This is a genomic window from Bordetella genomosp. 10 (assembly GCF_002261225.1).
GTDB lineage: Bacteria > Pseudomonadota > Gammaproteobacteria > Burkholderiales > Burkholderiaceae_B > Bordetella_C.
The window spans coordinates 1,000,046-1,021,486 of sequence record NZ_NEVM01000005.1 but is presented as its reverse complement, the minus strand read 5'-3'; the positions used below and the strand labels follow the sequence as shown (position 1 = coordinate 1,021,486).

Below are 21,441 nucleotides of genomic sequence, written 5' to 3'. Positions count from 1 at the left end.
GCCATGCCGAAATTCGTTCTGCTCTGGACCGACGTCGCCCTCTACCTGATCGTGCTCGCGGTGCTGGCCTATGCCTGGCGCGTGCGCCGCACCCCCACGCTGCGGGCCACCTGGGCGCGGGTGGCGCATGACGGGCCGGCCATGTGCGCGGCGGTCATCCTGGCGGTGTTCGCGGTCATCGGCCTGCTCGACTCCGTCCATTTCCGCCCGCGGCTGCCGCCGCTGCCCGGCGCCGCGGCCGACGCGCCGCCGGCCTATGCGCCGGCGGCGCGCTCGCTGCTGGACACCCTGCTGCGCGGCACCGTCCTGACCGAGCCCGAGAAGACCTATTCCGCGCCCCTGCGCGCCCATCAGTTCACCAAGGAAACCATGCTGGTGGACGGCAAGCCGGTGCGCGATTTCCCGCGCCTGCGGGCGGGCGGCGCCCACCTGCGCGACACCGCCACGGAGCGCCTGCCCGACGTGCTGCGGCGCGGCGGCCTGGGCCTGCTGGCGGGCGCGGCCGTGGCGGTTGTCGCCGGCCTGCTGCTGGCGGCGGCGCTGGCGCGCGCCCATGGCGAGTGGCGCCAGGCCCTGCGCGACGTGCTGCAAGGCCATACCGACGTCCGCTGGCGCGCCATGTGGATCACCTTCGCGGGCCTGGCGCTGGTGGCCGGCCTGCTGGGCGGCTGGGCCAGCGGCTACCACGCGCTGGGCACCGACCGCACCGGCAACGACGTGCTGTGGCAGGCGCTGAAGAGCATACGCACGGCCCTGGTGATCGGCAGCCTGACGACGCTGGCCATGCTGCCGCCGGCCATCGTGTTCGGCATCGCCGCGGGCTACTTCAAGGGCAAGGTCGACGACGCCATCCAATACCTCTACACCACCTTGACCTCCATCCCCGGCGTCCTGCTGGTGGCCGCCTGCGTGCTGATGATGCAGGTCTACATCGACAACAATCCCGCGCTGTTCGATACCTCGGCCGCGCGCGCCGACCTGCGGCTTTTCCTGCTGTGCATGATCCTCGGGCTGACGGGCTGGGCCGGCCTGTGCCGGCTGCTGCGGGCCGAGGCGCTGAAGCTGCGCGAACTGGAATTCGTGCAGGCGGCGCGGGCGTTCGGCGTGTCGGACTGGTCCATCATGCGCCGCCATCTGCTGCCCAACGTCATGCACATCGTGCTGATCACGGTGGTGCTGGAGTTTTCCGGGCTGGTGCTGTACGAAGCGGTGCTGTCCTACCTGGGCATAGGCGTCGATCCCTCGATGAATTCCTTCGGTTCGATGATCAACGGCGCGCGGCTGGAGATGTCCATGGATCCGATGATCTACTGGAACCTGGGCACGGCCTTCGCGTTCATGCTGGCGCTGGTGCTGGCCGCCAACCTGTTCGCCGACGCGGTGCGCGCGGCCTTCGACCCGCGCACGCGGCGCTTCCGTCCGCGCCGCCGCGCGCTGGCGGCGCCGGGGCTGGTGAGCGGCGTGTTCGCCGTGTCGCCCGTGCCGGCGGAGGCGCGCGAGACCAGCCGGGAGGGGGAGGGGCCGGACGGCTCGCCGCCGGGTGATGACGACGATCCGGACGGTGCATCGCTTCGCGGTGATTCGCGCCGTGATTCGCGCGATGGGCCGGAAGGGGGAGGCCGCCATGAGTGATCGGAAGGACGTGAACCGGGCCGAAGACAAGGTCCATGGCGCGGCCCGCGACGCCCAGGGACGCCCGGCGGGCGCCCGTGGCGGCGATACCGTCTTGCGGGTCGACGGCCTGCGCGTGGACATCGCCGGCGAGCACCAGATGTTGCAGGCCGTCAAGCGCCTGAGCCTGGCCATCGAGCGCGGCGAAACCTTTGCCCTGGTGGGCGAGTCGGGCTGCGGCAAGAGCATCACGGCGCTGGCCTTGCTGCGGTTGCTGCCGGACGCGGCGCGCGTGGTCGGCGGCCAGGTCGACCTGGGCGGCGAAGACCTCAACCAACTGCCCGAGCGCGCCATGCGGACCGTGCGCGGCGGGCGCATCGGGATCATTTTCCAGGAACCGTCGACCAGCCTGAATCCGGTCATGCGGGTGGGCGACCAGATCGTCGAGACCCTGCGCGCGCATACGCCGCTGCGCGGCGCGCAGGCCCGCGCCCGCGCCATCGACTGGCTGCGGCGCGTCGGCATCCCGGATCCGGAGCGCCGCATCGATGACTATCCGATGCAGTTCTCGGGCGGGCAGAAGCAGCGGGTCATGATCGCCATCGCGTTGGCCGCCGAGCCGCAGTTGCTGATCGCGGACGAACCCACGACGGCACTGGACGTGACCGTGCAGGCCCAGGTGCTGGCGCTGCTGGCCGATATCCAGCGCGACATGGGCATGGCGATTTTGCTGATCACCCATGATCTGGCGGTGGTGCGCAACGTCGCGCAGCACGTGGCCTTGATGCGGGCGGGGGAAATCGTCGAAAGCGCGCCCGCGCGCCAGTTCTTCGAGGCGCCGCGGCACCCCTACGCGCGGCAACTGTTCGACGCGATCCCCGCCTTCGAGAAGCGCGGGCGGCCGCTGTCGGCCGCGGCGGCGGGTCCCGTTGCCGCATCCCCGCCGCCGGCCCGCCGCGGCGCGCCGGTCCTGCAGGTCAACGACCTGAAGGTGCACTATCCCGTGCGCAAGGGGCCGCTCAAGCGCATTCGCGCCTGGGTCAAGGCGGTGGACGGCGTGACGTTTTCCTTGCACGCCGGCGAGACCCTGGCCTTGCTGGGCGAGTCGGGCTGCGGCAAGACGACGACCGGCAAGGCCTTGCTGCGCCTGATCTACGGCGCGTCCATCAGCGGCCAGGCCTTGCTCGGCGGCCGCGACATCTTCGGCGCCAATCGCCGTGAAATGGCGCGCCTGCGGCAGGACATCCAGATCGTTTTCCAGGATCCCTTCGCCTCGCTCAACCCGCGCATGCGCATCGGCGACATCCTGCTGGAGGGCGTGCTCTCGCTGCGTCCGGACTTGCCGCGCGCCGCCTGCGAAGATCGGGTCGACGGGCTGCTGCGGCGGGTCGGCCTGCCGGCCGATACGGCCACGCGCTATCCCCACGAGTTTTCCGGCGGCCAGCGCCAGCGCATCGCCATCGCCCGCGCGCTGGCGGTCGAGCCCAAGGTGCTGATCTGCGACGAGCCGACCTCGGCCCTGGACGTCTCGGTGCAGGCGCAGATCCTGGACCTGCTGCGCGAGCTTCAGGCCGAACTGGGCATCGCCTACCTGTTCATCACGCACAACTTCGGCGTGGTGGAGTACCTGGCCGATCGCATCGCCATCATGTACGATGGCCGCATCGTGGAGGAGGGCGATACCGCCCGCGTGTTGCGCGAACCGTCGCACGAGATGACGCAGCGGCTGTTGGCGGCCGTGCCGCGGCTGTCGTTCGGTGCATAGGAAAAGCAAAAAAGGATCCGCCCGGCGCGGATCCAAAAGCACTGCTGCGTGCCGCCCGGCGGCCCAAGGGGCGTGGGCCGCCAGGAAGGCGGTTCGATCGCCGCTTCGTCGCGGCGATCGAAATCGGGGCGAGCCGCTCAGTCGTCCAGCGCGGGATCCTGCCGCGTCTCCAGCCAGGACAGGGTTTCATGGCGCAGCGCGCGTATGCATTGCGCCAGGAAACCGTGCATGGCCTGCAGTTGCTGGTGGTCGTGGCGGCGCGCCTGCAGGATGACTTCGTCGGCGACCAGGCGGCGCCGCTTCAACACGGCGCAGCGGGCCGGCACCGGGCGGATGACGATGATGCGGCGATCCAGCGGATGGCGGTCGCGCTTCACGTAGCCGGTTTCCTCCAGGCGGTTGATCAGGGCGGTGGCGCCGCCGGAGCTGATCCCCAGCAATTGCGCGAGCTGGCCGGTGGGCAGGGCGTCGAATTCGACCACCATCTCCAAGGCGCGCAGATCGGACAGCGGCATGCCCAATTGCGCCGCCAGCGTGGCCTGGCAGACGGCGGTGTAGGCGCTGAACTGGCGTCCGAGCATCAGGGCGACGTCGTCCAGCAGGTTCTGCCGCACTTGGCCGTCATCGCCGCGATGCATGAGGATTTCAGCGCCGCGGTTGGTATCGTGGCTCGCATGATTGCCGGGTTGAATTTCGAACATGGTCAGGACTCCTGGTCTGGTTCTGGTGTGGCGTTCAATTCGTTGTCTTTCACCGCGCGGCTTGCCCGCTAGGATTGCAGCCGCGGGTCTTGGGTTGGGGGGCGGCCGCGCGGCCTTTCTCCGCATAGGCTTTCACGGCGAGATCGTTTCCCGTGCGATCTTTCCCTGCCGCGCCAGGGCCTTCCGTCCAGGCCCTGGCGAGTCGGCCTTGCCGCGGCGATCGGGGGCGATCGGGGGCGGCAATCAGCGGCGGCCGAGCAAGCCGCCGACGAGACCGCCGAGCAAGCCGCCGTTGTTCGTGGCGCCACCGCTGGTGGTGTGGGCGCTCGAGCCGCCCGACGCGCCCGCGCCGCCGCCGGATGCGTTGGCGCCGCCCGAGGTGTTGGCCGCCACGGTGGTGTTGCCCAGGATGCCGCCCAGCAAACCGCCGTTGCCGGTGGAGACCGAAGCACCGGTGCCGCCGCCGGCCGATGCGCCGCCGGCGGCGTTGCCCGCCACGCCGCCCGCGACATTGCCGGCCACGCCACCTGCCGCGCTGGTCGCCGTCGTCACGGTGTTGCCGGCCACCGTGGCCACGCCGTTGACCAGCCCGCTGAGCAGGCCGCCCGTGTTGCCGGCGCCGGCCGGGTTCCCCGTGACCGAGGCCACCAGGCCCGTGACGGGCGCGAGCAGGCCGGCGTTGTTGCCGCCGCCGGACGGCACGCCGCCCAGGCCGCCGAGCAGGCCGTTGATCGGTTGCAGCACGCCGCCTCCGGCGCCCGCGCCGCCCGTCAATCCGCCGGTCAGCCCTCCCGTCACGCCGCCGACCGCGCTGGTAAGCGAGGCCACGCCCGCGGTGGCGTTGCCCAATACGCTGCCCAGGGGATTCGCCGCCGCCGGGTTGCTGCTGCTGACCAGGCCGCCGGCCGCGCTGGCCGCGTTGCCCACGCCGGTCAGCAGGCCGCCGACGCCCGCCAGTTGCGTGCCGCCCAGCGTGCCGCCCGAACCGGCGACGGCGCCGCCGATGCTGGTGAGCAGGCCGTTGACGGGCGCGCCCAGGCCGCTGGCGTCGCCGAGGTGCTGCGTCGCGCCGGCGACCTTGCCGACCAGGGGCGAGACGGTGTTGTCGACCGCCGCGCCGACGCCGGCCAGCGGCTGCGACAGGCCCAGCGGCACGACGTTGTCGACGGCGGCGCCCGTGTTGCCCAGGGCCGGTTCCAGGATGGCTTGCCGGGTGCCGGAAAGCGTGCGGTCCGCGACCTTGCCCAGCAGGCTGTTGACCGGTTGCAGCAGGCCGCCGTCCGCGGTCAGGGCGGCGGTGGCCGTGCCCAGCGCATTGGTGGCATTGCCCAACACGGTGGTCAGGGGTTGCGGATTGTCGGCCGAGGCATTGAGCAACCCGCCGGCGCTGGCCACGGTGTCGCCCAGGCCGCTCACCAAGCCGCCGACCGCGCCGTTCAGGTTGCCGGGCAGGGCGGTCGACGACACCGAGTCGCCCAGGTTGCCCACGGCGCCGCCGACCTGGCCCAGCAGGTTGTCGGCCGGCGCGCCCAGGCCGGTCGCCGCGCCCACTTGCTGCGTGAGCGAAGTGACGGTATTGGCGACGGGCGCCACGGTCGGATCCAGGGCCTGGCCGACGCCGCCGAGCAGCGAACCCGCGCCGACCGGCGCCACGTTGTCCACCGCGGCCCCGGCGTTGCCGAGCGTCGTCTGCAGCAAGCCGGCGTCGCTGCTGGGATTCGTGGGATTGCCGGGATTGCTGGGATTGCCAGGGTTATTGGGGTTGCCGGGATTGTTGGGATTGCCGGGGTTGTTCGGATTGTTGGGATCGCTCGGATTGTTGGGGTTCGAGGGGTTGGCGTTGTCGCCGCCGCCGTTGCCGCCCCCATCGCCGCCGCCATTGCCCCCGCCATCGCCGCCGCCCCCGGGCGTGGTGGGCAGGCCGTTGTTGTCGGCCATGGTGTCTTGATGGTGATGGCCGCCGCCGCCGCAGCCCGCGAGCGCGGCCATCAGCGCGGCGGTCAACACGGTGAGGCTCAACGTATGCTTGATGTCTTGAATTTTCCCGATGGCTTGCATGGCACGCTCCAGTCTGTCTCGTTATGACGGGCTCGACATGGCCCGATGACAGTACTGATGCGAAATCCATGCCAGGTTTGCGTCTTGCCGCGCGTCACGCTGCGCGTTGCACGATTCGCCTTGAATAAAGACATGGAAAATCAAGCGATTGGGAGACGATTACGTCTCCCGGCGAAGCCTTGGAAGACCGCTTTTCGAGGAGAAGACGGCACGGGCAAACCCTCGGTGCGGCGGCCGATGTTACGGGAACACGGGCCAACGTAACGTAACGCCCGAACGTAACGTCGATCGAAAAAAAGCGACTTCCGCGTATCCGCGAAAATCGCCCCGGGCGCCGGCGCCGGCGCCGGCGCCGTGCCGGCTTCGGCTCAATAGAACACCTGGTAATTGGCGTTGAACCGCCACCCCCGGCTGTCGTCGTTCAAGGTGGAAGAGCCTATCGGCTTGCCGACGTTGAAGTCGAACAGATAGAACCTGTCGTCCGTCAGCCGCACGCCGAGCGCGACCGAGGACAGGTGGCGATTGTTATAGGGCTTGAGCGCCGCGGCGTTGTACCAGGTCCGCGCATAGTCCACCAGCGCATAGGGCTGCACGGCGGACAGATAGCCCCATCCCGTCGAGAACTTGCGGTTCAGTTCGATCGACGCCCCGAGCCCCTTGTCGCCGCTGGTCTCCCCCTGCGGATAGCCCATGCCGAACCGCCAACTGCCGAAGGAAACCTGTTCCGAACTGGGCAGCACGTTGTCGCTGAACTGCCCCGCGCCGGACAGCACCAGCCCGAATTGCGCCGGCAGCGTGAAGCTCTGCTTCGCATTGATATTGAACCGCGTGAAGTCCAGGTCCACGTCCGGCGTCGCCGAATACCCGTAGTTCGATTCGATCGCCTTCTGCGCGCCCAGCCCCGTCATTCCCTTGGACACGCCCAGCGTAATGTCGGTGCTGCGCGCCGGGCCGACCGTGATGTAGCGCATCTCCGCGGTGGCGGCCCGCACGCGGGTCTTCTGGCGCAGCCACAGGTCGCTGCCGTGCTGGTCGTAGATGTCCTGCGCGTTGACCGCGTACATGCCCAGCGTGCCGGTCAACGAACTCTGGTTGTTCAACAGGAACGGATAGCTCACGCCGATGCCGATGCGGTCGTTCTTGACGGTGCGCTTGTAGCCCAGCATCTCTATCGTGTCGTCCTTGGGCTTGGCTTCGTAGTGATAGCCCTCCACCTTCACCGCCAGGCCGCTGGCGCCGAGCGGCACGGTCGCATCGCCCGCGTAATAGCGCACGTCGTCGGTGCCGAAAGGCACGGCGGCCGTCAGCCGGGTCTGCTCGCCCAGCGGCGTCAGGCTATTGGCGCTGGCGCTCGCCAGCGGCTGCATGCCGGTTCCCAGGTCCACCACGCCGGCGTTCGCGGTCACCGGCTTGTGCACGGCCTGGAGCACCAGTTCGCTGGCGCCGTCGGCGCGGCGCGGCAATTCCAGCGCGGGCGTGAACGTGACGCCGGGCACCATGCGCATCAGATTCAACTGGCGTTCCAGCGTGCGCTGCGTCAGGGGTTTTTCGTCGATCATCGGCTGCGCCAGGGTCCGCAAGCGGTCCGCCGCGTTGCCGATGTCGCCCTCGATGCGCATCGCGCCGATATGGCCTTCGACCACCGTCACCACCACCGTGCCCTCGGCGAAGGTCTGGTTCTGCACGACGGCGAAGGAAAGCGGATAGCCGCGTTCCCGATACAGCGTGGTGATGCGGTCGACCTGCTGCACCAACTGGCCCAGCGTGACGTCCTTGTTGGCCAGGGGAGCGAGGATGGCGCTGATTTCCTCGAAGGGAATCACGTGCGCGCCCGCCACGTCGAAATGGCGCGGCACGATGTGCTGGGCAAGGCGGGCCGCGATGGCCTGTTGCTCCGGGGTGGGGGCCTGCAAGGGCGGCGGCGCGGGCTGCGCCGGCTTCTCCATGGGCGGCAGCGAATCCACCGGATTGCCGCGCAAGGGACCGTCGGCATGGGCGCTGGATATCGCCAGGAGCGCGCCGGCCAGCAGCGGCGGGGCGAGCGCGGCGCGGCCGACTCGGCGCGCCGGGCAGGGATGCTTCGTCCATGAACGCTTCACTGGCTTCACTCTCGTCTTCCCCCTCTTGTTGCCCGATTGCCGCGGAGCCGGGAAAGGCCCTCATCCGCCCCGCTTATGTCGGCTACCGACGGTAATTGCCATCGAATTTGTATTTAAATATTTGTCTCAAACTGAGTGAAACCTATCTTTTGCGATCATTTATTCATGTCAAAAAACCAAAAACTCAGCCATTCGTAACTCAGCCAATAACAAAATCAAAATGTCGACAAAGCACAAAATTTCAAAAATAAAACAGCGTAAGTGTTAATAATGGCCTAATAATCCTCGAAAAAGCAGCAATTTATGGTCAAAGATGGAATTGAAAAACTAAAAATACAACATTACTAGGGTTTATCCCTACTGTTTAAAAATTGTTAATAGTTAAGATTGTTCTGCGTATTGCTTCATAAAATTTCAATGCGATGCAGCAAAAAGGTAGGGAGACTGTAATGAGGTTATACGGACACGCCAGGCAGGCCGCGATGGAAATCCGGCGCGGCCATGGCCCCTGGCCTCGCGGCCCATTACCGCTTCCGGCGGTTCTGGATTGAGCCGCCATGACTTCCGGCGGCATCGTCCCGTTCGCGTTCCAGGCGCGTTTCATGGCCTTGCTCTACAGCGTGGGGCCGCCCTGGCTTGTCTTGATTGGTATTCGCGGCGCCGCGCCGTTCCCGGGCGGGAAGCGCGGCGGCCGCGTGGTCGCACCGGGTGTCGCCGGTGTTTTCGTGTCGCAGCAACCCTTGCACTAGGGGGAGTGGATCATGCAACTGCAACTGCAACTGCTTAAGCGTTTCTGGCAAGACGAGGAAGGCGCGACGGCCATCGAGTACGGCCTGATCGCGGGCCTGGTGTCCGTGGTGATCATCGCCGGTCTGACGGTGTTGGGGCCGAACCTGAAAGACCTGTTCACCACCGTCAGTAACCAGGTGAAGGCGGCCAATGACGCGGCCACCGCGGCGGACAAATAGCCAGTAGCCGCCTCGCGCAACCCCTCTTGAACCCTGGACCATGGAGCAGGCCTGGTGGCTGGTTTTTGTCGCATTCAATGTATGCGTCGTGATCTACGACCTGCGTTGGCGCCGCGTGCCCAACAAACTGCTGCTCGCCGCGATGGCGCTGCAACTGCTGGCGCTCGCGGCGATGCGGACGGGACTGGTCGCCGGGCCGCTGCCCGGCGCGCGCGGCTGGGGCCAGGCCCTGGGCGGCTTTTGCCTGGGCCTGCTGTTCGTCGTGCCGTGGCGCCTGCGGCTGATGGGGGCGGGCGACGTGAAGTACATGGCGGCGCTGGGCCTGTTCACCGGCCCCTGGACGCTCGCGCTCGCCGTGCTCTGGGCCGGCGTGGCCGGCGGCCTTCATGCGCTCTGCCAGGTTTTCCGCATGGCGCGCCAGGGTCCCGCCGGCCGGCCGCGGCGCGGCGTGCCCTACGCGGCGTATATCGCGCTGGCGGCGCTCAGCGTGGCGCTTATGCCGTCGAGTTCGCCCTGGTGTTCACTGTGTTCTTCCTGCTGCTTTACGGGGTCGTGACCTACGGCTTCATCTTCGTGGCGCAGCAGTCCCTCAACCTGGCCGCCGATGACGCGGTCCGGATGGCCTTGCGCTGGCAGCAGGGGCCGGGCGCCATGCAGGCGCGCGCGGCGGCCGCCATGGCGGTGGCCAACGATCGCGCGGCCTGGCTGGGCGCGATGGGCGCGGCCGCGCCGGCGGTGGCGGTATGCGGGCCCGCCGGCGCCTTGAGCGCGGCCGGCGGCGGCGCGTGCAGCGGCCGCGCGCTGGACGACGATCAGTTCGAGGTCGTGGTCAGCTATGCCTACGGCGCGCATCCCCTGATTCCGACCCTGCCCGGCATGGGTCGGGCCGTGCCGGCGTCATTGTCGGCCCGCGCCACGGCGAAGCTGGGCAACGGCATGGTCATCGCGCGGGGGAACGGCTGATATGCGCGCCGCTCCCGCTCTCCCGGCCCGTGCGCCGCGCCGCGTTCGCCAGCCGGCGGCCGCACCGCGCGGGCGTGGACACGCCGCGCAGCGCGGCCTGGCCGCCCTGGAATTCGCCCTGGTGCTGTCCGTGTTCCTGCTGCTTTTCGGCGGCATCGTGGGCCTGGGCGGCGTGATGTGGGCGCAGCAGAAGCTGGCCGGCGCCGCCACCGAAGGCGCGCGGGCCGTGCTCGACAGCGGACAGGACGGCGCCGTCGACATGTCGGCCGGCTGCAAGGCGGCGCGCGATGCCGTGACCTGGCTGGCCATCGGCTGCACCGCCACGCAGCAGGCGTGCGCCTGGCCGGGAGGGGCCGGCAATGCCGCCGCGCGGTGCGCCGCGGTGTCCCTCAGCTACAGCACGGCGGACTGGCCTTTGTTGTCCCTGGCGCGCACCTTGTCCCAGGCGCTTTGGCAATCGGCGTGGGTGCCGCAGACCTTGACCGCGCATGCCGTGGTGCAGATTCAGGAGACGTTATGAGCAAGGTGGCCAGGATCGTGGCGCTGTTGTTGCTGCTGGTCGCGCTGGGACTGGCCTGGCTGGCCACGCGCATCGCCGTGCAGCCGGCGCCGCCGCCTTCCGCGCCCGCGGTGGCGCGCAGCCAGGCGGCCGCGCCGAGCTACCCGGTGGTGGTGGCCGCGCGCGCCATCGAGGCCGGCGCGCGGATCGATCCGGCCTCGCTGGCGGTGGCGCAATGGCCGGTGACGCCCGCCGGCGCGTTCGACGCGCCGGCCAGGCTGGCCGACGCCGTGGCCCGCGTGGCGATCCAGCCCGGCGAGCCGGTGACGCAATTCCAGTTGGCCCGCGGCCTGGCGGCCTATCTGAAGCCCGGCGAGCGCGCGGTGACCATCGCCGTCGACGAAATCGTCGGCGCCGGCAACCGCATCAAGCCGGGCGACATGGTGGACGTGTTCATCATGCTGGAGCGCGGGCAGGAAGTGGGCGGCACCCAGGCCCGGCTGCTGCAATCGCGTATGCGGGTGCTGGCCTATGGCAACCGGTCGCTGGACGGACCGGACGCGGACGAGAAGACGGCGGCCCAGCGCGGCGGCCCGCCGCCCGCGCCGCGCAACGCCATGCTCGCGGTGCCGGTGGCCCAGGTCAACGAGCTGCTGCTGGCGGCGCGTTCGGGCCGGCTGCAATTGGCGCTGCGCGCGCCCGGCGACGACGCCGTGGCCGCCCCCGAACTGTTCCCCGCGCGCCAGCCCGTGCTCGCCGCGCGGGCCGACCTGGACGTGGGCGAGAAGGCGCTGGCGGCCGACGCCGTGAACCGCGCCTATGCCGGCGACAGCCTGCCCCAGTTGTCGGGGCAGCCGCCGCGCAAGGAAGCGCCCGCGCCCCTGCCGGCGCAGGCGCCGCGCAAGGCGCGGGCAAGCGGCCGTTCCATCGAGGTGGTGCGTGGCGGGCAGAGCGAAACGGTTTCCTATTGAAGATTGGATGTTGCATGCAGAGTAGAAGAACCGGCAAGGACGACCGACGCGGCGGGATCGGACGTCGCGGGAAGAAAAGCGGCCGGCCATCCGTGGCCGCGCTGCTGGCCGGCCGCGCCGCGCCGTGCATGGCGCTGGCGCTGCTGGCGGCGATCGTGCCGGCGCATGCGCAGCAGCTCTCGCCGCAAACGCAGCGGCAATCCGTGCAGCAGGGCGGCGTTGCCAGCCGGTCCGCGCCCGCGCCGCGCGCCGCTGCCGCGATCGCGCCCGCCGAGGAACTGGCGGTGCCCTTGCGCGGCCAGTACGCGCTGCCGCTGACGCGCTCGCCCTCGCGCATCGCGGTCGGCGATCCCGAGGTGGCCGACGTCAAGGTGCTGCCGCCGGGCCCCAACCGCGCCGGCCAGGTGCTGGTGCTGGGCAGGAAGCCGGGACTGACGCAATTGCAGGTGTGGAGCGGCGCCGATGCCGCGCCCCAGGTCTGGAACGTGCGCGTCATGGGCGACGTGCAGGCGGCCCTGGCCGCGCGCGGCGCGTCGGGCGCGGCGCGGGTCGACGTCGCCGGCGGCGGCGCCGTCGTCAGCGGCCAGTCGCCTTCCGTCCTCGATCACCGCAACGGCGTCGAGGCGGCGCGCGCGGCGGCCGGCAAGGACAAGGTGGTGGACGTCTCCACGGTCGGCGTCAGCGCGATCGTGCAGGTCGAGGTCAAGATGGTGGAGGTGTCGCGCTCCACCCTGAAGGACGTCGGCATCAACGCCAACTTTGGCAAGGGGCCGTGGGGCGCGTCCTCGAACCTGATTCCGAGCGGCCTGGCCAGCGCGCTGGGCGGAACCGCGAATGGCTTCGTCTTCGCCTACGACGCGGCGCGTTTCGGCGCCACGCTGTCCCTGCTGGAGTCCAACGGCCTGGCGCGCGTGCTGGCCCAGCCGACCTTGCTGGCGCAATCCGGGCAGAGCGCCAGTTTTCTCGCCGGCGGCGAAATCCCGGTGCCCGAGGCCGGCGGCCTGGGGACGCAGAGCGTGGTCTACAAGCCTTTCGGCATCGGCTTGAGCGTCACGCCCACCGTGCTGTCGCCCAGCCGCATCGCCCTGAAGGTGGCGCCGGAAGCGAGCGAACTCGACCCCACCAACGGCATCCCTATCGTCAACGGCAATACGACCACCGTGATCCCCGCCTTGAGCACACGCAAGGCGGACACCACCGTCGAACTGGGCGACGGCGAAACCTTCATCATCAGCGGCCTGGTCTCGCGCCAGACCAAGGCCGCGGTGAGCAAAGTGCCTTTCCTGGGCGACCTCCCCATCATCGGCGCTTTCTTCCGCGGCGTGAGTTATTCGCAGGACGACCGCGAACTGGTCATCGTGGTGACGCCGCACCTGGTGCGGCCGATCGCGCGCGGCGTCAGCCTGCCGCTGCCCGGCGCCCGCGAGGAAGTGGGCAACAGCGCCGGCACCGCGTGGGGGTATTACCTCCTGGGGCCGGCCGGCGGCCAGCAAATGCCGGGATTCTCGAGGTAAGCAACATGAAAACACACTCCAAGGAATGGGTGGCGGCGCAACAGGCCGGCTGTTTCCTCTTCTGCTCGAACGATGCGAACGTGGCCAGCCAGTTGAGCAGCGCCATCGGCGACATGGGCCTGCTGATGCAGGAAATGCCGGGCATGGAGCATCTGGCGCGGCGCCTGGCCGAACTGGATCCGCGCGTGGTCTTCCTGGATTTCACTCGCAACGAGAACGAACCCGGCAAGTTCCTGCAGGCCGCCGATCTGGCGCGCATGCTGGCGCGCGTGGCGCCCGCGGTGCCGCGCGTGGCGGTGGGCCATCTCGCGCACCCCGAGGGCGCCATCGCCGCGCTGCGCGCCGGCGTCAGCGATTTCGTCGATCCCGGCGTGGCGCCCGACGAGGTCCGCGAGGTCGTGCTGCGCGTGATGGAGATGCAGGAAGGCGCGGCGCCCGCCGCCATGCGCGGCAGCCGCCGCAGCGTGGTGCTGCTCGGCGCGCGGCCCGGCGTGGGCACGAGCACCCTGGCCGTTCATCTGGCCGGACTGATGCAGGACCGCATGGCGCAGGCCGGCGCGGCCCGTCCCGGCGCCGCCCGGCCCGCGAAGGGGCAGGGCGACGGCAGCCAGTTGCCGCTGTCCGAGCGGGTCGGGCTGCTGGACCTGGGTTGGCCGGTGGGCGACTGCCTGCTGTACCTGAACATCGACGGCGATTTCGATTTCGCCGAGGCGGTGCGCAATCTGCGCCGGCTCGATCCGACGCTGCTGGGCTCCGCCATGGCGCACACGCGCAGCGGCATCAGCGTGCTTCCCATGCCGCGCGACGTCGCGCGCATGCGCGGGATTTCGCTGTCCGATTCCCTGTTGCTGTTCGAACGCCTGCGCCAGCACTATGGCCTGTTGCTGGCCGACGCGGGCGGCTTCTCGAATCCCGAGTTCGTCGCGGGCCTTGCGCGCTCGGCGCAGGAGACCTGGCTGGTGACCGACCAGGGCGTGGGCGCCCTGGTCTCCCTGGCCGGCCTGCTGCGCGAGCTGGAGCAGCAGCAGGTCGATCGCGCCCACCTGCGCCTGGTGGTCAACCGCTACGACGAGCGCTACGGCATGACCGCCGCGCAGATCGCGGAGCGTTTCGGCCTGGAGCTGGCCGGCACCTTGCCCGATCGCACGCTGCCGCTGATGGTCTGCACCAACCAGGGCCATCTGCTGTACGAGGATGCCGAACGGGACGCCTACGTGCGCGCCGTGCAGCATCTCGCGGAACGTCTGACGGCCGAGTATGTCGCCCCGGGCGGGCGCGGCGGCTGGCTGGCGACGTGGTTGCCGGGAGTGCAGCGGCGCATGTCGCTGCTGGGCGATTGACAGGCGCGCGAGCGCCGGCTGGAGAGGAACGCGATGATCATGACGCCCACGGTGGAGTTCGGCGGGGAGGACGAGGCCTTCGGCGGTACGCCGCGCTTTCAGGAGGTCAAGAATTCCGCGTACGAGCATCTGCTCTCGCGCATCGAGGAACTGGGCGCGGAGTTCGGCCGCTGGACGCGCCAGGCCATCCAGGAGTTCGTCGATATCGAGGTGGCCAGCTTCGTGCGCCTGCGCCGGCTGGCGATCAACGAGGCCGAGATGCGCCAGGTCGCGGCCGCGCTGACCAAGGAGCTCGCCGGGCTGGGGCCGCTGGAGGACCTGCTGGCCGATCCGGCGGTCGAGGACATCCTGATCAACGGGCACGACAAGGTGTTCGTGTCGCGCCGGGGCGTGCTGGCGCGCGAGACGACGCGTTTTTCGGACAACCAGCACGTGCTGCGCATCGTGCGCCGCATCCTCGCGCCGATCGGCCGGCGCCTGGACGAATCCAGTCCCATGGTGGACGCGCGCCTGCCCGACGGCGGCCGCCTGAACGTGGTCATCGAGCCGCTGGCGGTGGACGGGCCCATGGTCTCCATCCGCAAGTTCCGCCAGGACCCGCTCAAGCCCGCGGACCTGATGACGCTGGGCACCTTCGATGAAGAAATCCATCGCCTCCTGAGCCTGGCGGTCAGGCACCGCTGCAATATCCTGGTCTCCGGCGGAACCAGTTCCGGCAAGACCTCCCTGCTGAATGCGCTGGCCTTCTTCGTGCCGGAAACGGAGCGCGTGGTGACCGTGGAAGACACGGCCGAGCTGTCGCTGAACCATCCCCACGTGGTGCGGCTGGAATCGCGCCAGGGCGGGTTCGACGGCGCCGGCCTGGTGAGCATCCGCGATCTCATCCGCAACAGCCTGCGCATGCGGCCCGACCGCGTCATCGTCGGCGAAGTGCGCGGCGCGGAAGTGATGGACATGATGCAGGCCATGAACACCGGGCACGAAGGCTCGATGGGCACCATCCACGCGAATTCCCCGCGCGAGTGCCTGTACCGCATCGAAATGCTGGCGGGCTTCGCCGGCTACCAGGGCAGCGAGGACAGCCTGCGGCGGCAGATCGCCAGCGCCCTGGATTTCATCGTGCAGATCGGCCGGCTGCCCAACGGCAAGCGGCGCGTGCTGTCGGTCACGGAGGTCACCGGCATGAGCGACAACGTGATCGCCACGCAGGAGCTGTACCGGCACGAGGTGTACACGACGCCGGACGGCGAGGAAAAGGACCGCTGGGTGGGCCTGGGCATCCATCCGCATACGCCCAAGCTGGCCAAGGTGCGCGACGAGTTGCGGGGCGCGCCCCCGGCCGGCGCGCCCGACGACAACGGCGGCGGCGGATTCTGGAGCCGGAGGCGCTGATGGTGCTCTGGCATTGGATCCTCGCGTGCATCTCGACGGCGCTGCTGTTGTTCGCCATCGCCATCCTGCTGTGGCGGCACGCCGGCTCGGGCGCGCAGCGGGCCGCCACCTCGGCCTTCCTGGATCGGCAATTGGGACGCCGCCGCGATGCCCGCGAGGGGGCCGCGCCGGACGCGGGCGTCCGCGCCGCGGTGGCGGCCGGCCGCGGCCTGGGCTGGTGGCATCGCATCCTGTCGCGCGCGGGCGTGACGCCTGGCGCCGGCTTTTATCTCGGCCTGTTCGGGCCGGCCATCGCCGTTCCGGCGGCGCTGCTGGTCGCGGCCGGACCGTTCGCGGCCGTGGCGGCCCTGGTGCTGCTGGGCGGACTGGCGGTATTCCGCATGTGGCTGAAGATCGACAGGCGCCAGCGCCGCATGTTGTCGCAACTGCCGGGTTTCCTGGAGTCCATGGTGCGCCTGCTGACCATAGGCAACAGCCTCGGCGCGGCCTTCCAGACCGCCGCGGGCAACGTCAACGAACCCTTGCGCGAGGTGCTGTTGCGCGCCGACAGCCTGACGCGCACCGGCAAGGAACTGGATGCGGCCCTGCGCCAGGTGTCGGAGCAATACGGCCTGCGGCAGTTGTTCCTGCTGGCCTCCGTCATCGGCGTGGCCCAGCGCTTCGGCGGCCGCAGCGACCAGATCCTCGATCGCATGGCGGGCTTCATGCGCGACGTCGAACAGGCGCGCGACGAGTTGTCGGCCTTGTCGGCGGAGGTGCGCCTGTCGGCCTGGATCCTGGCCTTGCTGCCGATCGGCCTGGCCGCTTTCATCATCATCTTCAACAACGGCCTGTTCATGACGCTGTGGAACGATCCGGCGGGCATGCGCATGCTGATGGCCGCCGTCGGCCTGCAGATCGGCGGCTCCTATTGGCTCTATCGCATGTCGCGCGGCGTATAGCGGCGCCATGGGAACCTGGGAGGAGAGATGGACGGGATGATGGCGGCGATGCAGGGCAATCTGGCGCTGGCGGCGGCCACGGCGCTGCTGGCCCTGGCCTTCCTGTCGCTGGCGCTGGGGCTGGCCCTGCGCGCGGCGCGCCAGGGGCGCAACCGCCGCGTCGTCGACCGGGCGCTGGCGGCCCGCGACAGGCGCCGCGCCGAGCAGGCCGCCGACGTGCCGGACGCGGCGAGCCGCATGGAGGCGGTCAAGGCCATGGCGCAATCGGTGGGCGATCGGCTCGAACACGGGCGGATGGGCGATGCGCTGCTCGCGGAGGAAGACCGCAAGTTGATCGATATGTGCGGCTATGCCGATGCCGGCCGGGCCCGCGCCGTATTCGTCCTGGCGCGCGCCGCGCTCGCCGTGGCGCTGCCCGTCGCGGCCTGGCTGCTGGTGGGCGATCGCGTCCTGCTGCTGAGCGGCGGAATGACCAAGGGCGTGGCGGTGTTCGTCGGCCTGGCGCTGGGATGGATGCTGCCCAAATGGGCCTTGCTGCGCCGGGCCGGCGAGCGCCGCCGCATGGCCGTGACGGAGCTCCCGCTGCTCATTGACCTGCTGCGGCTGTTGCAGGGCGTGGGGCTTTCGACGGACCAGAGCCTGCATATCGTGGTCACCGAGTTCCAGCGCGTCCTGCCGGTGCTCGGCCACGAACTGCGGGTGGCCAACGAGCAATACGCGCGCGGCCGCACGCGGGAGCAGTCGCTGAGCCGGCTGATGAACGGTTTCGACAACGACGACCTCAACGCCATCTGCCGGCTGATCGTGCAGGTCGACCGCCACGGCGGCGCCGTGCAGGAGCCGCTGACCCGCTTCGGCGAGCGCGTGCGCGAGCGGCGCAAGCTGGACCTGCGCGAGAAAGTGGCGCGCATCACGGTGAAGATGACCGGCGTGATGGTGATCACCTTGTTGCCGGCGCTGTTGATCGTGACGGGCGGCGCCGGCCTGCTGGCGGTGATGCGCGGCCTGGCGCGGGTGGGGGGAGGATAGGGCATGGAAAGGAAAGCCGCGATGGCGCTCGGGATGGGCGCGCTGTTGTGCCTGGCGGGCTGCGCGAGCCGCGAGCCCTCGGCGCTGGACGTCTACCGGGAGCAGCAGGAAAAGCAGGCGATGATCCAGCAGAAGCAGGATGAGATCGATCGCGCCAACCGGCCCACGCAGCCGGCGCTGGTGCTGTCCATGATCCGCCAGGCGCAGGACCAGGGGCGCTGGTTCGCCTCGCTGGCCTACATCGAGGCCTACCGGCAGCAGTTCGGCGAGACGCCGGAGCTGGCGCGGCTGCGCGCGGACGCGCTGCGCCTGACGGGCCAGCCGCGGGCCGCCGAGGCCGCCTATCGCGGTCTGCTGGGCGGCGCGCAAGCCGGCAGCGGATGGCGCGGGCTGGGGCTGCTGGCGGGCGCGCGGGGAGATTACGCGCAGGCGGCCGACGACCTGGCGAAGGCGGCCGCGGCCTATCCCACCGACGCCCTGGTGTTGAGCGACCTGGGCTACGCCAGGCTGCGAGCCGGCGACACGGCGGGCGCGCGCGTGCCGCTGGGCCAGGCGGCCGAACTGGATCCGGCCAACGCCAAGGTGATCGGGAACCTGGCCTTGCTGCTGCTGTGCGAAGGCGACGCGGCGGGCGCGGAGCGCGCCATGACGCAGGCCGCGTTGAGCCCCGAGGCGCGCGCCGGCGTCCTGCGCCTGGCCGACGAGATGCGATCTTCGGCCAGCGTCGCTGTCGTGGATAGCCGGTCTTCCCGTCCCGTCGTGCGCGCGGTGGATGCCGCCGGCCGTCCGGTCGGCGAGACTGCCGCCGCGCCGGGCAATGCCCCGGGCCACGCATCGTCGGCCGCCGACCCGGCGCCGGTGTCCGCGCTGTTCGGCCTGCAACCCTTGATGGACCGCTTCGGTGCGATGGCGCCGGCGACTCAACCTTGAACCGGAGCGATACATGATCCTGCCTCGTCTTTCCTGCGCCGCCGCGCTGCTGCTGGTTGCCACCGCCGCGTCCGCCCAGGGCAATGCCCCGCTGACGGGCACGATGGCCTCGCCCGGCGCGGCCGTTCCTGGCGCAGCCACTGCGGCCGGCGGCGCGACCCTGACGGAGCGCCCCGTCGTGCGCCAAGTCAGCACGCCCATGCCGGTCTCCGGCGCCGACACCGCGCCGCCGCCTTCCGGCCCGGCGTATGCGGCCCCGCGTCCCTCGGCCGCCGCGCCGGCTCCCGCCGACGAAGGGCCCACCGGCGCCGGCGGCATCACCCGCGCGCTGCTGGCGGCCCAGGCCGACGGCCGCCGTGCCGCGCCCCTGCAACCGATGCTGGGCCCGGTGGCCACCGCGTCGTGGGAACGGTATCTGGACAGCTTCAACCAGCCCATCCCGCAATGGTTCCGCGAGCGCGTCGACAGCAGCCGCGGTTCGTCGGCGCAGTGAGCCGGGCATTCCCATGTTCCGCCCGCGCCGCATCCTGCCCCAGCGCCATCGCCAACGCGGGTCCATCCTGGCGCCGGCGGTGATCGGGCTGTTCGCCGTGGTCGTCCTGCTGGGCGGGGTGCAACTCGGCTACCTGTTCTACGTCAAGCGGGACATGCAGAAGGCGGCCGACCTCGCCGCCCTGAGCGGCGCGCAGGCCCTGGGCAACGGCAACGCGCTCGACTGCGCCGCGGCCACGACGGCCGCGGCCGCGGCGGCGCGAGCGAATCTTCCGGCCCCGGCGGACGCGGCCAACGTCTCGGCCGATTGCTGGCGCTGGGACCCCGTGAACAACGACGCCGACCCGCGCCACCTCGCGGCGCCCACGGCCGGGCAGCGCTTCAATGCGGTGATGGCGACGATAGACCGCGCGATTCCTTCCCTGGTGCCCTTCATGGAAGACCGCACGGTGGGCGTGCAGGCGGTGGCGGCTCGCCCGGGCGAGCCGGTGGCGGCGTTCTCGATAGGCACGACCTTGCTCGCATCCCGGCAACGGCCCGGCACGCTGGTCAACCTGCTGGCGGCCGTGGGCCTGGACCTGGACAGCGCCAAGCTGGTGGGCTACGACGCCGGCCTGGCCGACGTGCGCATCACGCCGGCCGGACTCCTTCATCGACTGGGCATCGACGTCGCGAGCGACATCACCGTCGGCCAGTTGAACAGCCTGCTGGCGGCCAACCGCGTGTCGCTGAACGATCTGCTGGATGCCGTGGTCGTGGCGGGCGGGCAGGGCGGCCTGCTCGCCGCCAACGTCACGCTGGTCAACGCCGTCAAGAGCCAGCTCGGGCTGGATGCGCTGAACGTGGCGCTGGGCTCGGATTCGGCCGGCCGCGGCGGCGGCCTGTTCGCCGAGATCACCGCGCCGGACGCGCAGTCGGCGCTGAACACCCGCATCGGCGCGCTGGACCTGATCGCCGCCGCCGTGGGCGTGGCGACAGGCGGCCATGCGGTGCAGGGCGGCGCACCCGTCGACATCGCCGGCCTGGTCACCGTCACGCCGTCCTTCAGCATCGTCGAGCCCGCCCAGATCGCCATCGGCGGCGTCGGCGCTACGGCCTACTCCGCGCAGGTGCGGGTCTTCCTGCGCGTCACCGTTCCCACGATCAAGCTGCTCGGCCTGCTGTCCTTCGGCATCGACCTGCCCATCGTGGCCGACCTGGTGGCGGGGCAGGGCACCCTCACCGATCTCTGCACCGAGACCGACTCGTCCGGCCGCGATCTCGCCACCATCGCCGTGAAGACGTCCGTGCTGGACGCCTGCATAGGCGACCTGACCCAGGAGAGCGCCTTTTCCTCCAAGCAACCTTGCGGCACGGATTTGCATGACCATCAACTGTTGACATTAAAGGTGTTCGACGTGGATATGGGAGTCAACAACCATATCCCGCTCCCCCTGATCAAAGGGGAGGCGACGGTCACGCTTTACGCGGGACAGAAGGTTCCCGTACCCACCAAGCCGAGCCTGCAACTAGGCAATGAAGTGAAGGACCTCACCGACGCCGCGCTCACTTTCTTGCTGGGCCATGTCGCGCAGAAGGGTGGCGATACGCAGTCCGGCGACGCCGCGTCCTCGCTGGCCAAGGGCTTCTGGGCGCAGGCCCGCGATGGCAACAAATGCAATCCGAATGCCGGCGGCGCGGACGGCTACAACTGCCGGAACGACTTGTGGCAGTCCGCCTTGAAGCTGGCGCAGCAAGCGTCGGCGGGGCTCGGCGATTATCTGGACAAGCAGCCCAACGCGGGCCTGCTGACGGGCGTCGCCAATCTGTTGACGGGACTGACCGGCGCGCTGGACAAGGCGCTCAGCGATATCGTCGGCGCGCTGGTGCCCACCAATGCCTGCGCGACGTTCACCTTGCTGCCCCTGGGCTACGGAGGAACGGAAAGCGGCTGCGTCGGCGAGATCGCCAAGCGCTTCGCCGGCAAGCCGAACGCCGGCGCGGCGCTGTCCAACGTCGTCCTGGGCCTGCTCGGGCCGCTGTTCGACGCGCTGCGGCCGGCGCTCGACGCGATCGGCGACGCCCTCCTGGACGTCGTCAACAACGAGGTCGGCCTGGACCTCAACCGCGTCGACGTCAACCTGATGTCCCTGCAATGCAACGGCAAGGGGGTGCAGCTTGTCTTCTGA

19 protein-coding genes are annotated in these 21,441 nt (G+C 70.1%); 16 read left to right on the top strand and 3 right to left on the bottom strand.

What is annotated here, in order from left to right:
- Window positions 1-3 precede the first annotated feature (3 nt).
- Together CAL29_RS20770 and CAL29_RS20765 are read left to right on the top strand one after the other, a co-directional pair.
- Window positions 4-1,632, top strand: a complete 1,629-nt coding sequence (locus tag CAL29_RS20770; RefSeq protein WP_094854910.1) for an ABC transporter permease — start codon at window positions 4-6, stop codon at window positions 1,630-1,632.
- The gene (locus tag CAL29_RS20765) at window positions 1,625-3,376 is read left to right on the top strand and encodes an ABC transporter ATP-binding protein (RefSeq protein WP_094856798.1); all 1,752 of its coding nucleotides are present in this window, start codon (window positions 1,625-1,627) and stop codon (window positions 3,374-3,376) included. The genes CAL29_RS20770 and CAL29_RS20765 overlap by 8 nt, the downstream gene beginning before the upstream one ends.
- A 137-nt stretch (window positions 3,377-3,513) precedes the next feature.
- Here CAL29_RS20765 and CAL29_RS20760 read toward each other — a convergent pair whose 3' ends face one another.
- The 3 genes from CAL29_RS20760 to CAL29_RS20750 all read right to left on the bottom strand — a co-directional run bounded on the left by CAL29_RS20760 (window position 3,514) and on the right by CAL29_RS20750 (window position 8,081).
- On the bottom strand, window positions 3,514-4,077 hold the full coding sequence (locus CAL29_RS20760; RefSeq protein ID WP_256977633.1) for a MarR family winged helix-turn-helix transcriptional regulator: 564 nt from the start codon (window positions 4,075-4,077) through the stop codon (window positions 3,514-3,516).
- A gap of 243 nt (window positions 4,078-4,320) precedes the next feature.
- A complete protein-coding gene (locus CAL29_RS20755) occupies window positions 4,321-6,135 on the bottom strand; it encodes a collagen-like triple helix repeat-containing protein (RefSeq protein ID WP_094854909.1) in 1,815 nt (604 codons plus the stop codon).
- A gap of 368 nt (window positions 6,136-6,503) precedes the next feature.
- On the bottom strand, window positions 6,504-8,081 hold the full coding sequence (locus CAL29_RS20750) for a ShlB/FhaC/HecB family hemolysin secretion/activation protein (RefSeq protein WP_094856796.1): 1,578 nt from the start codon (window positions 8,079-8,081) through the stop codon (window positions 6,504-6,506).
- Between the two features lie 710 nt (window positions 8,082-8,791).
- Between CAL29_RS20750 and CAL29_RS20745 the strand changes: the two genes are divergently transcribed.
- Genes CAL29_RS20745 through CAL29_RS20685 form a run of 14 tightly spaced genes read left to right on the top strand, consistent with a single transcriptional unit; the run spans window position 8,792 to window position 21,441 of the window.
- Window positions 8,792-8,983 carry a hypothetical protein gene (locus CAL29_RS20745; RefSeq protein WP_094854908.1) on the top strand — a complete coding sequence of 64 codons (192 nt, stop codon included), beginning with the start codon at window positions 8,792-8,794 and terminating at the stop codon, window positions 8,981-8,983.
- A 12-nt stretch (window positions 8,984-8,995) separates the two neighbouring features.
- On the top strand, window positions 8,996-9,202 hold the full coding sequence (locus tag CAL29_RS20740) for a Flp family type IVb pilin (protein ID WP_094854907.1): 207 nt from the start codon (window positions 8,996-8,998) through the stop codon (window positions 9,200-9,202).
- 40 nt (window positions 9,203-9,242) lie between these two features.
- Window positions 9,243-9,758, top strand: coding sequence for an A24 family peptidase (locus CAL29_RS31660; RefSeq protein WP_179284124.1), 516 nt, complete (start codon window positions 9,243-9,245; stop codon window positions 9,756-9,758).
- Complete coding sequence (locus tag CAL29_RS31655; RefSeq protein ID WP_179284123.1) at window positions 9,719-10,165, top strand: TadE family protein; 447 nt, start codon at window positions 9,719-9,721, stop codon at window positions 10,163-10,165. The genes CAL29_RS31660 and CAL29_RS31655 overlap by 40 nt, the downstream gene beginning before the upstream one ends.
- Before the next feature lies 1 nt (window position 10,166).
- Entirely contained in the window at window positions 10,167-10,685 is a 519-nt protein-coding gene (locus tag CAL29_RS20730; protein ID WP_094854905.1) for a TadE/TadG family type IV pilus assembly protein, read from the top strand.
- Window positions 10,682-11,635 (top strand): Flp pilus assembly protein CpaB, encoded by a 954-nt coding sequence (gene cpaB, locus CAL29_RS20725; RefSeq protein WP_094854904.1) that lies wholly within the window; start codon window positions 10,682-10,684, stop codon window positions 11,633-11,635. The genes CAL29_RS20730 and cpaB overlap by 4 nt, the downstream gene beginning before the upstream one ends.
- A gap of 14 nt (window positions 11,636-11,649) precedes the next feature.
- Complete coding sequence (locus CAL29_RS20720) at window positions 11,650-13,149, top strand: type II and III secretion system protein family protein (protein WP_256977631.1); 1,500 nt, start codon at window positions 11,650-11,652, stop codon at window positions 13,147-13,149.
- 5 nt (window positions 13,150-13,154) lie between these two features.
- Complete coding sequence (locus CAL29_RS20715) at window positions 13,155-14,489, top strand: pilus assembly protein CpaE (protein ID WP_094854903.1); 1,335 nt, start codon at window positions 13,155-13,157, stop codon at window positions 14,487-14,489.
- 33 nt (window positions 14,490-14,522) lie between these two features.
- Window positions 14,523-15,881 (top strand): CpaF family protein, encoded by a 1,359-nt coding sequence (locus CAL29_RS20710; RefSeq protein ID WP_094854902.1) that lies wholly within the window; start codon window positions 14,523-14,525, stop codon window positions 15,879-15,881.
- Complete coding sequence (locus CAL29_RS20705; RefSeq protein WP_094854901.1) at window positions 15,881-16,822, top strand: type II secretion system F family protein; 942 nt, start codon at window positions 15,881-15,883, stop codon at window positions 16,820-16,822. Before CAL29_RS20710 ends, CAL29_RS20705 begins: the two co-directional genes overlap by 1 nt.
- 27 nt (window positions 16,823-16,849) lie before the next feature.
- On the top strand, window positions 16,850-17,851 hold the full coding sequence (locus CAL29_RS20700; protein ID WP_094854900.1) for a type II secretion system F family protein: 1,002 nt from the start codon (window positions 16,850-16,852) through the stop codon (window positions 17,849-17,851).
- A gap of 3 nt (window positions 17,852-17,854) precedes the next feature.
- Window positions 17,855-18,781, top strand: a complete 927-nt coding sequence (locus tag CAL29_RS20695) for a hypothetical protein (protein WP_256977630.1) — start codon at window positions 17,855-17,857, stop codon at window positions 18,779-18,781.
- Between the two features lie 13 nt (window positions 18,782-18,794).
- A complete protein-coding gene (locus tag CAL29_RS20690; protein WP_094854899.1) occupies window positions 18,795-19,274 on the top strand; it encodes a DUF3613 domain-containing protein in 480 nt (159 codons plus the stop codon).
- A 13-nt stretch (window positions 19,275-19,287) separates the two neighbouring features.
- Window positions 19,288-21,441 (top strand): TadG family pilus assembly protein, encoded by a 2,154-nt coding sequence (locus CAL29_RS20685; protein ID WP_094854898.1) that lies wholly within the window; start codon window positions 19,288-19,290, stop codon window positions 21,439-21,441.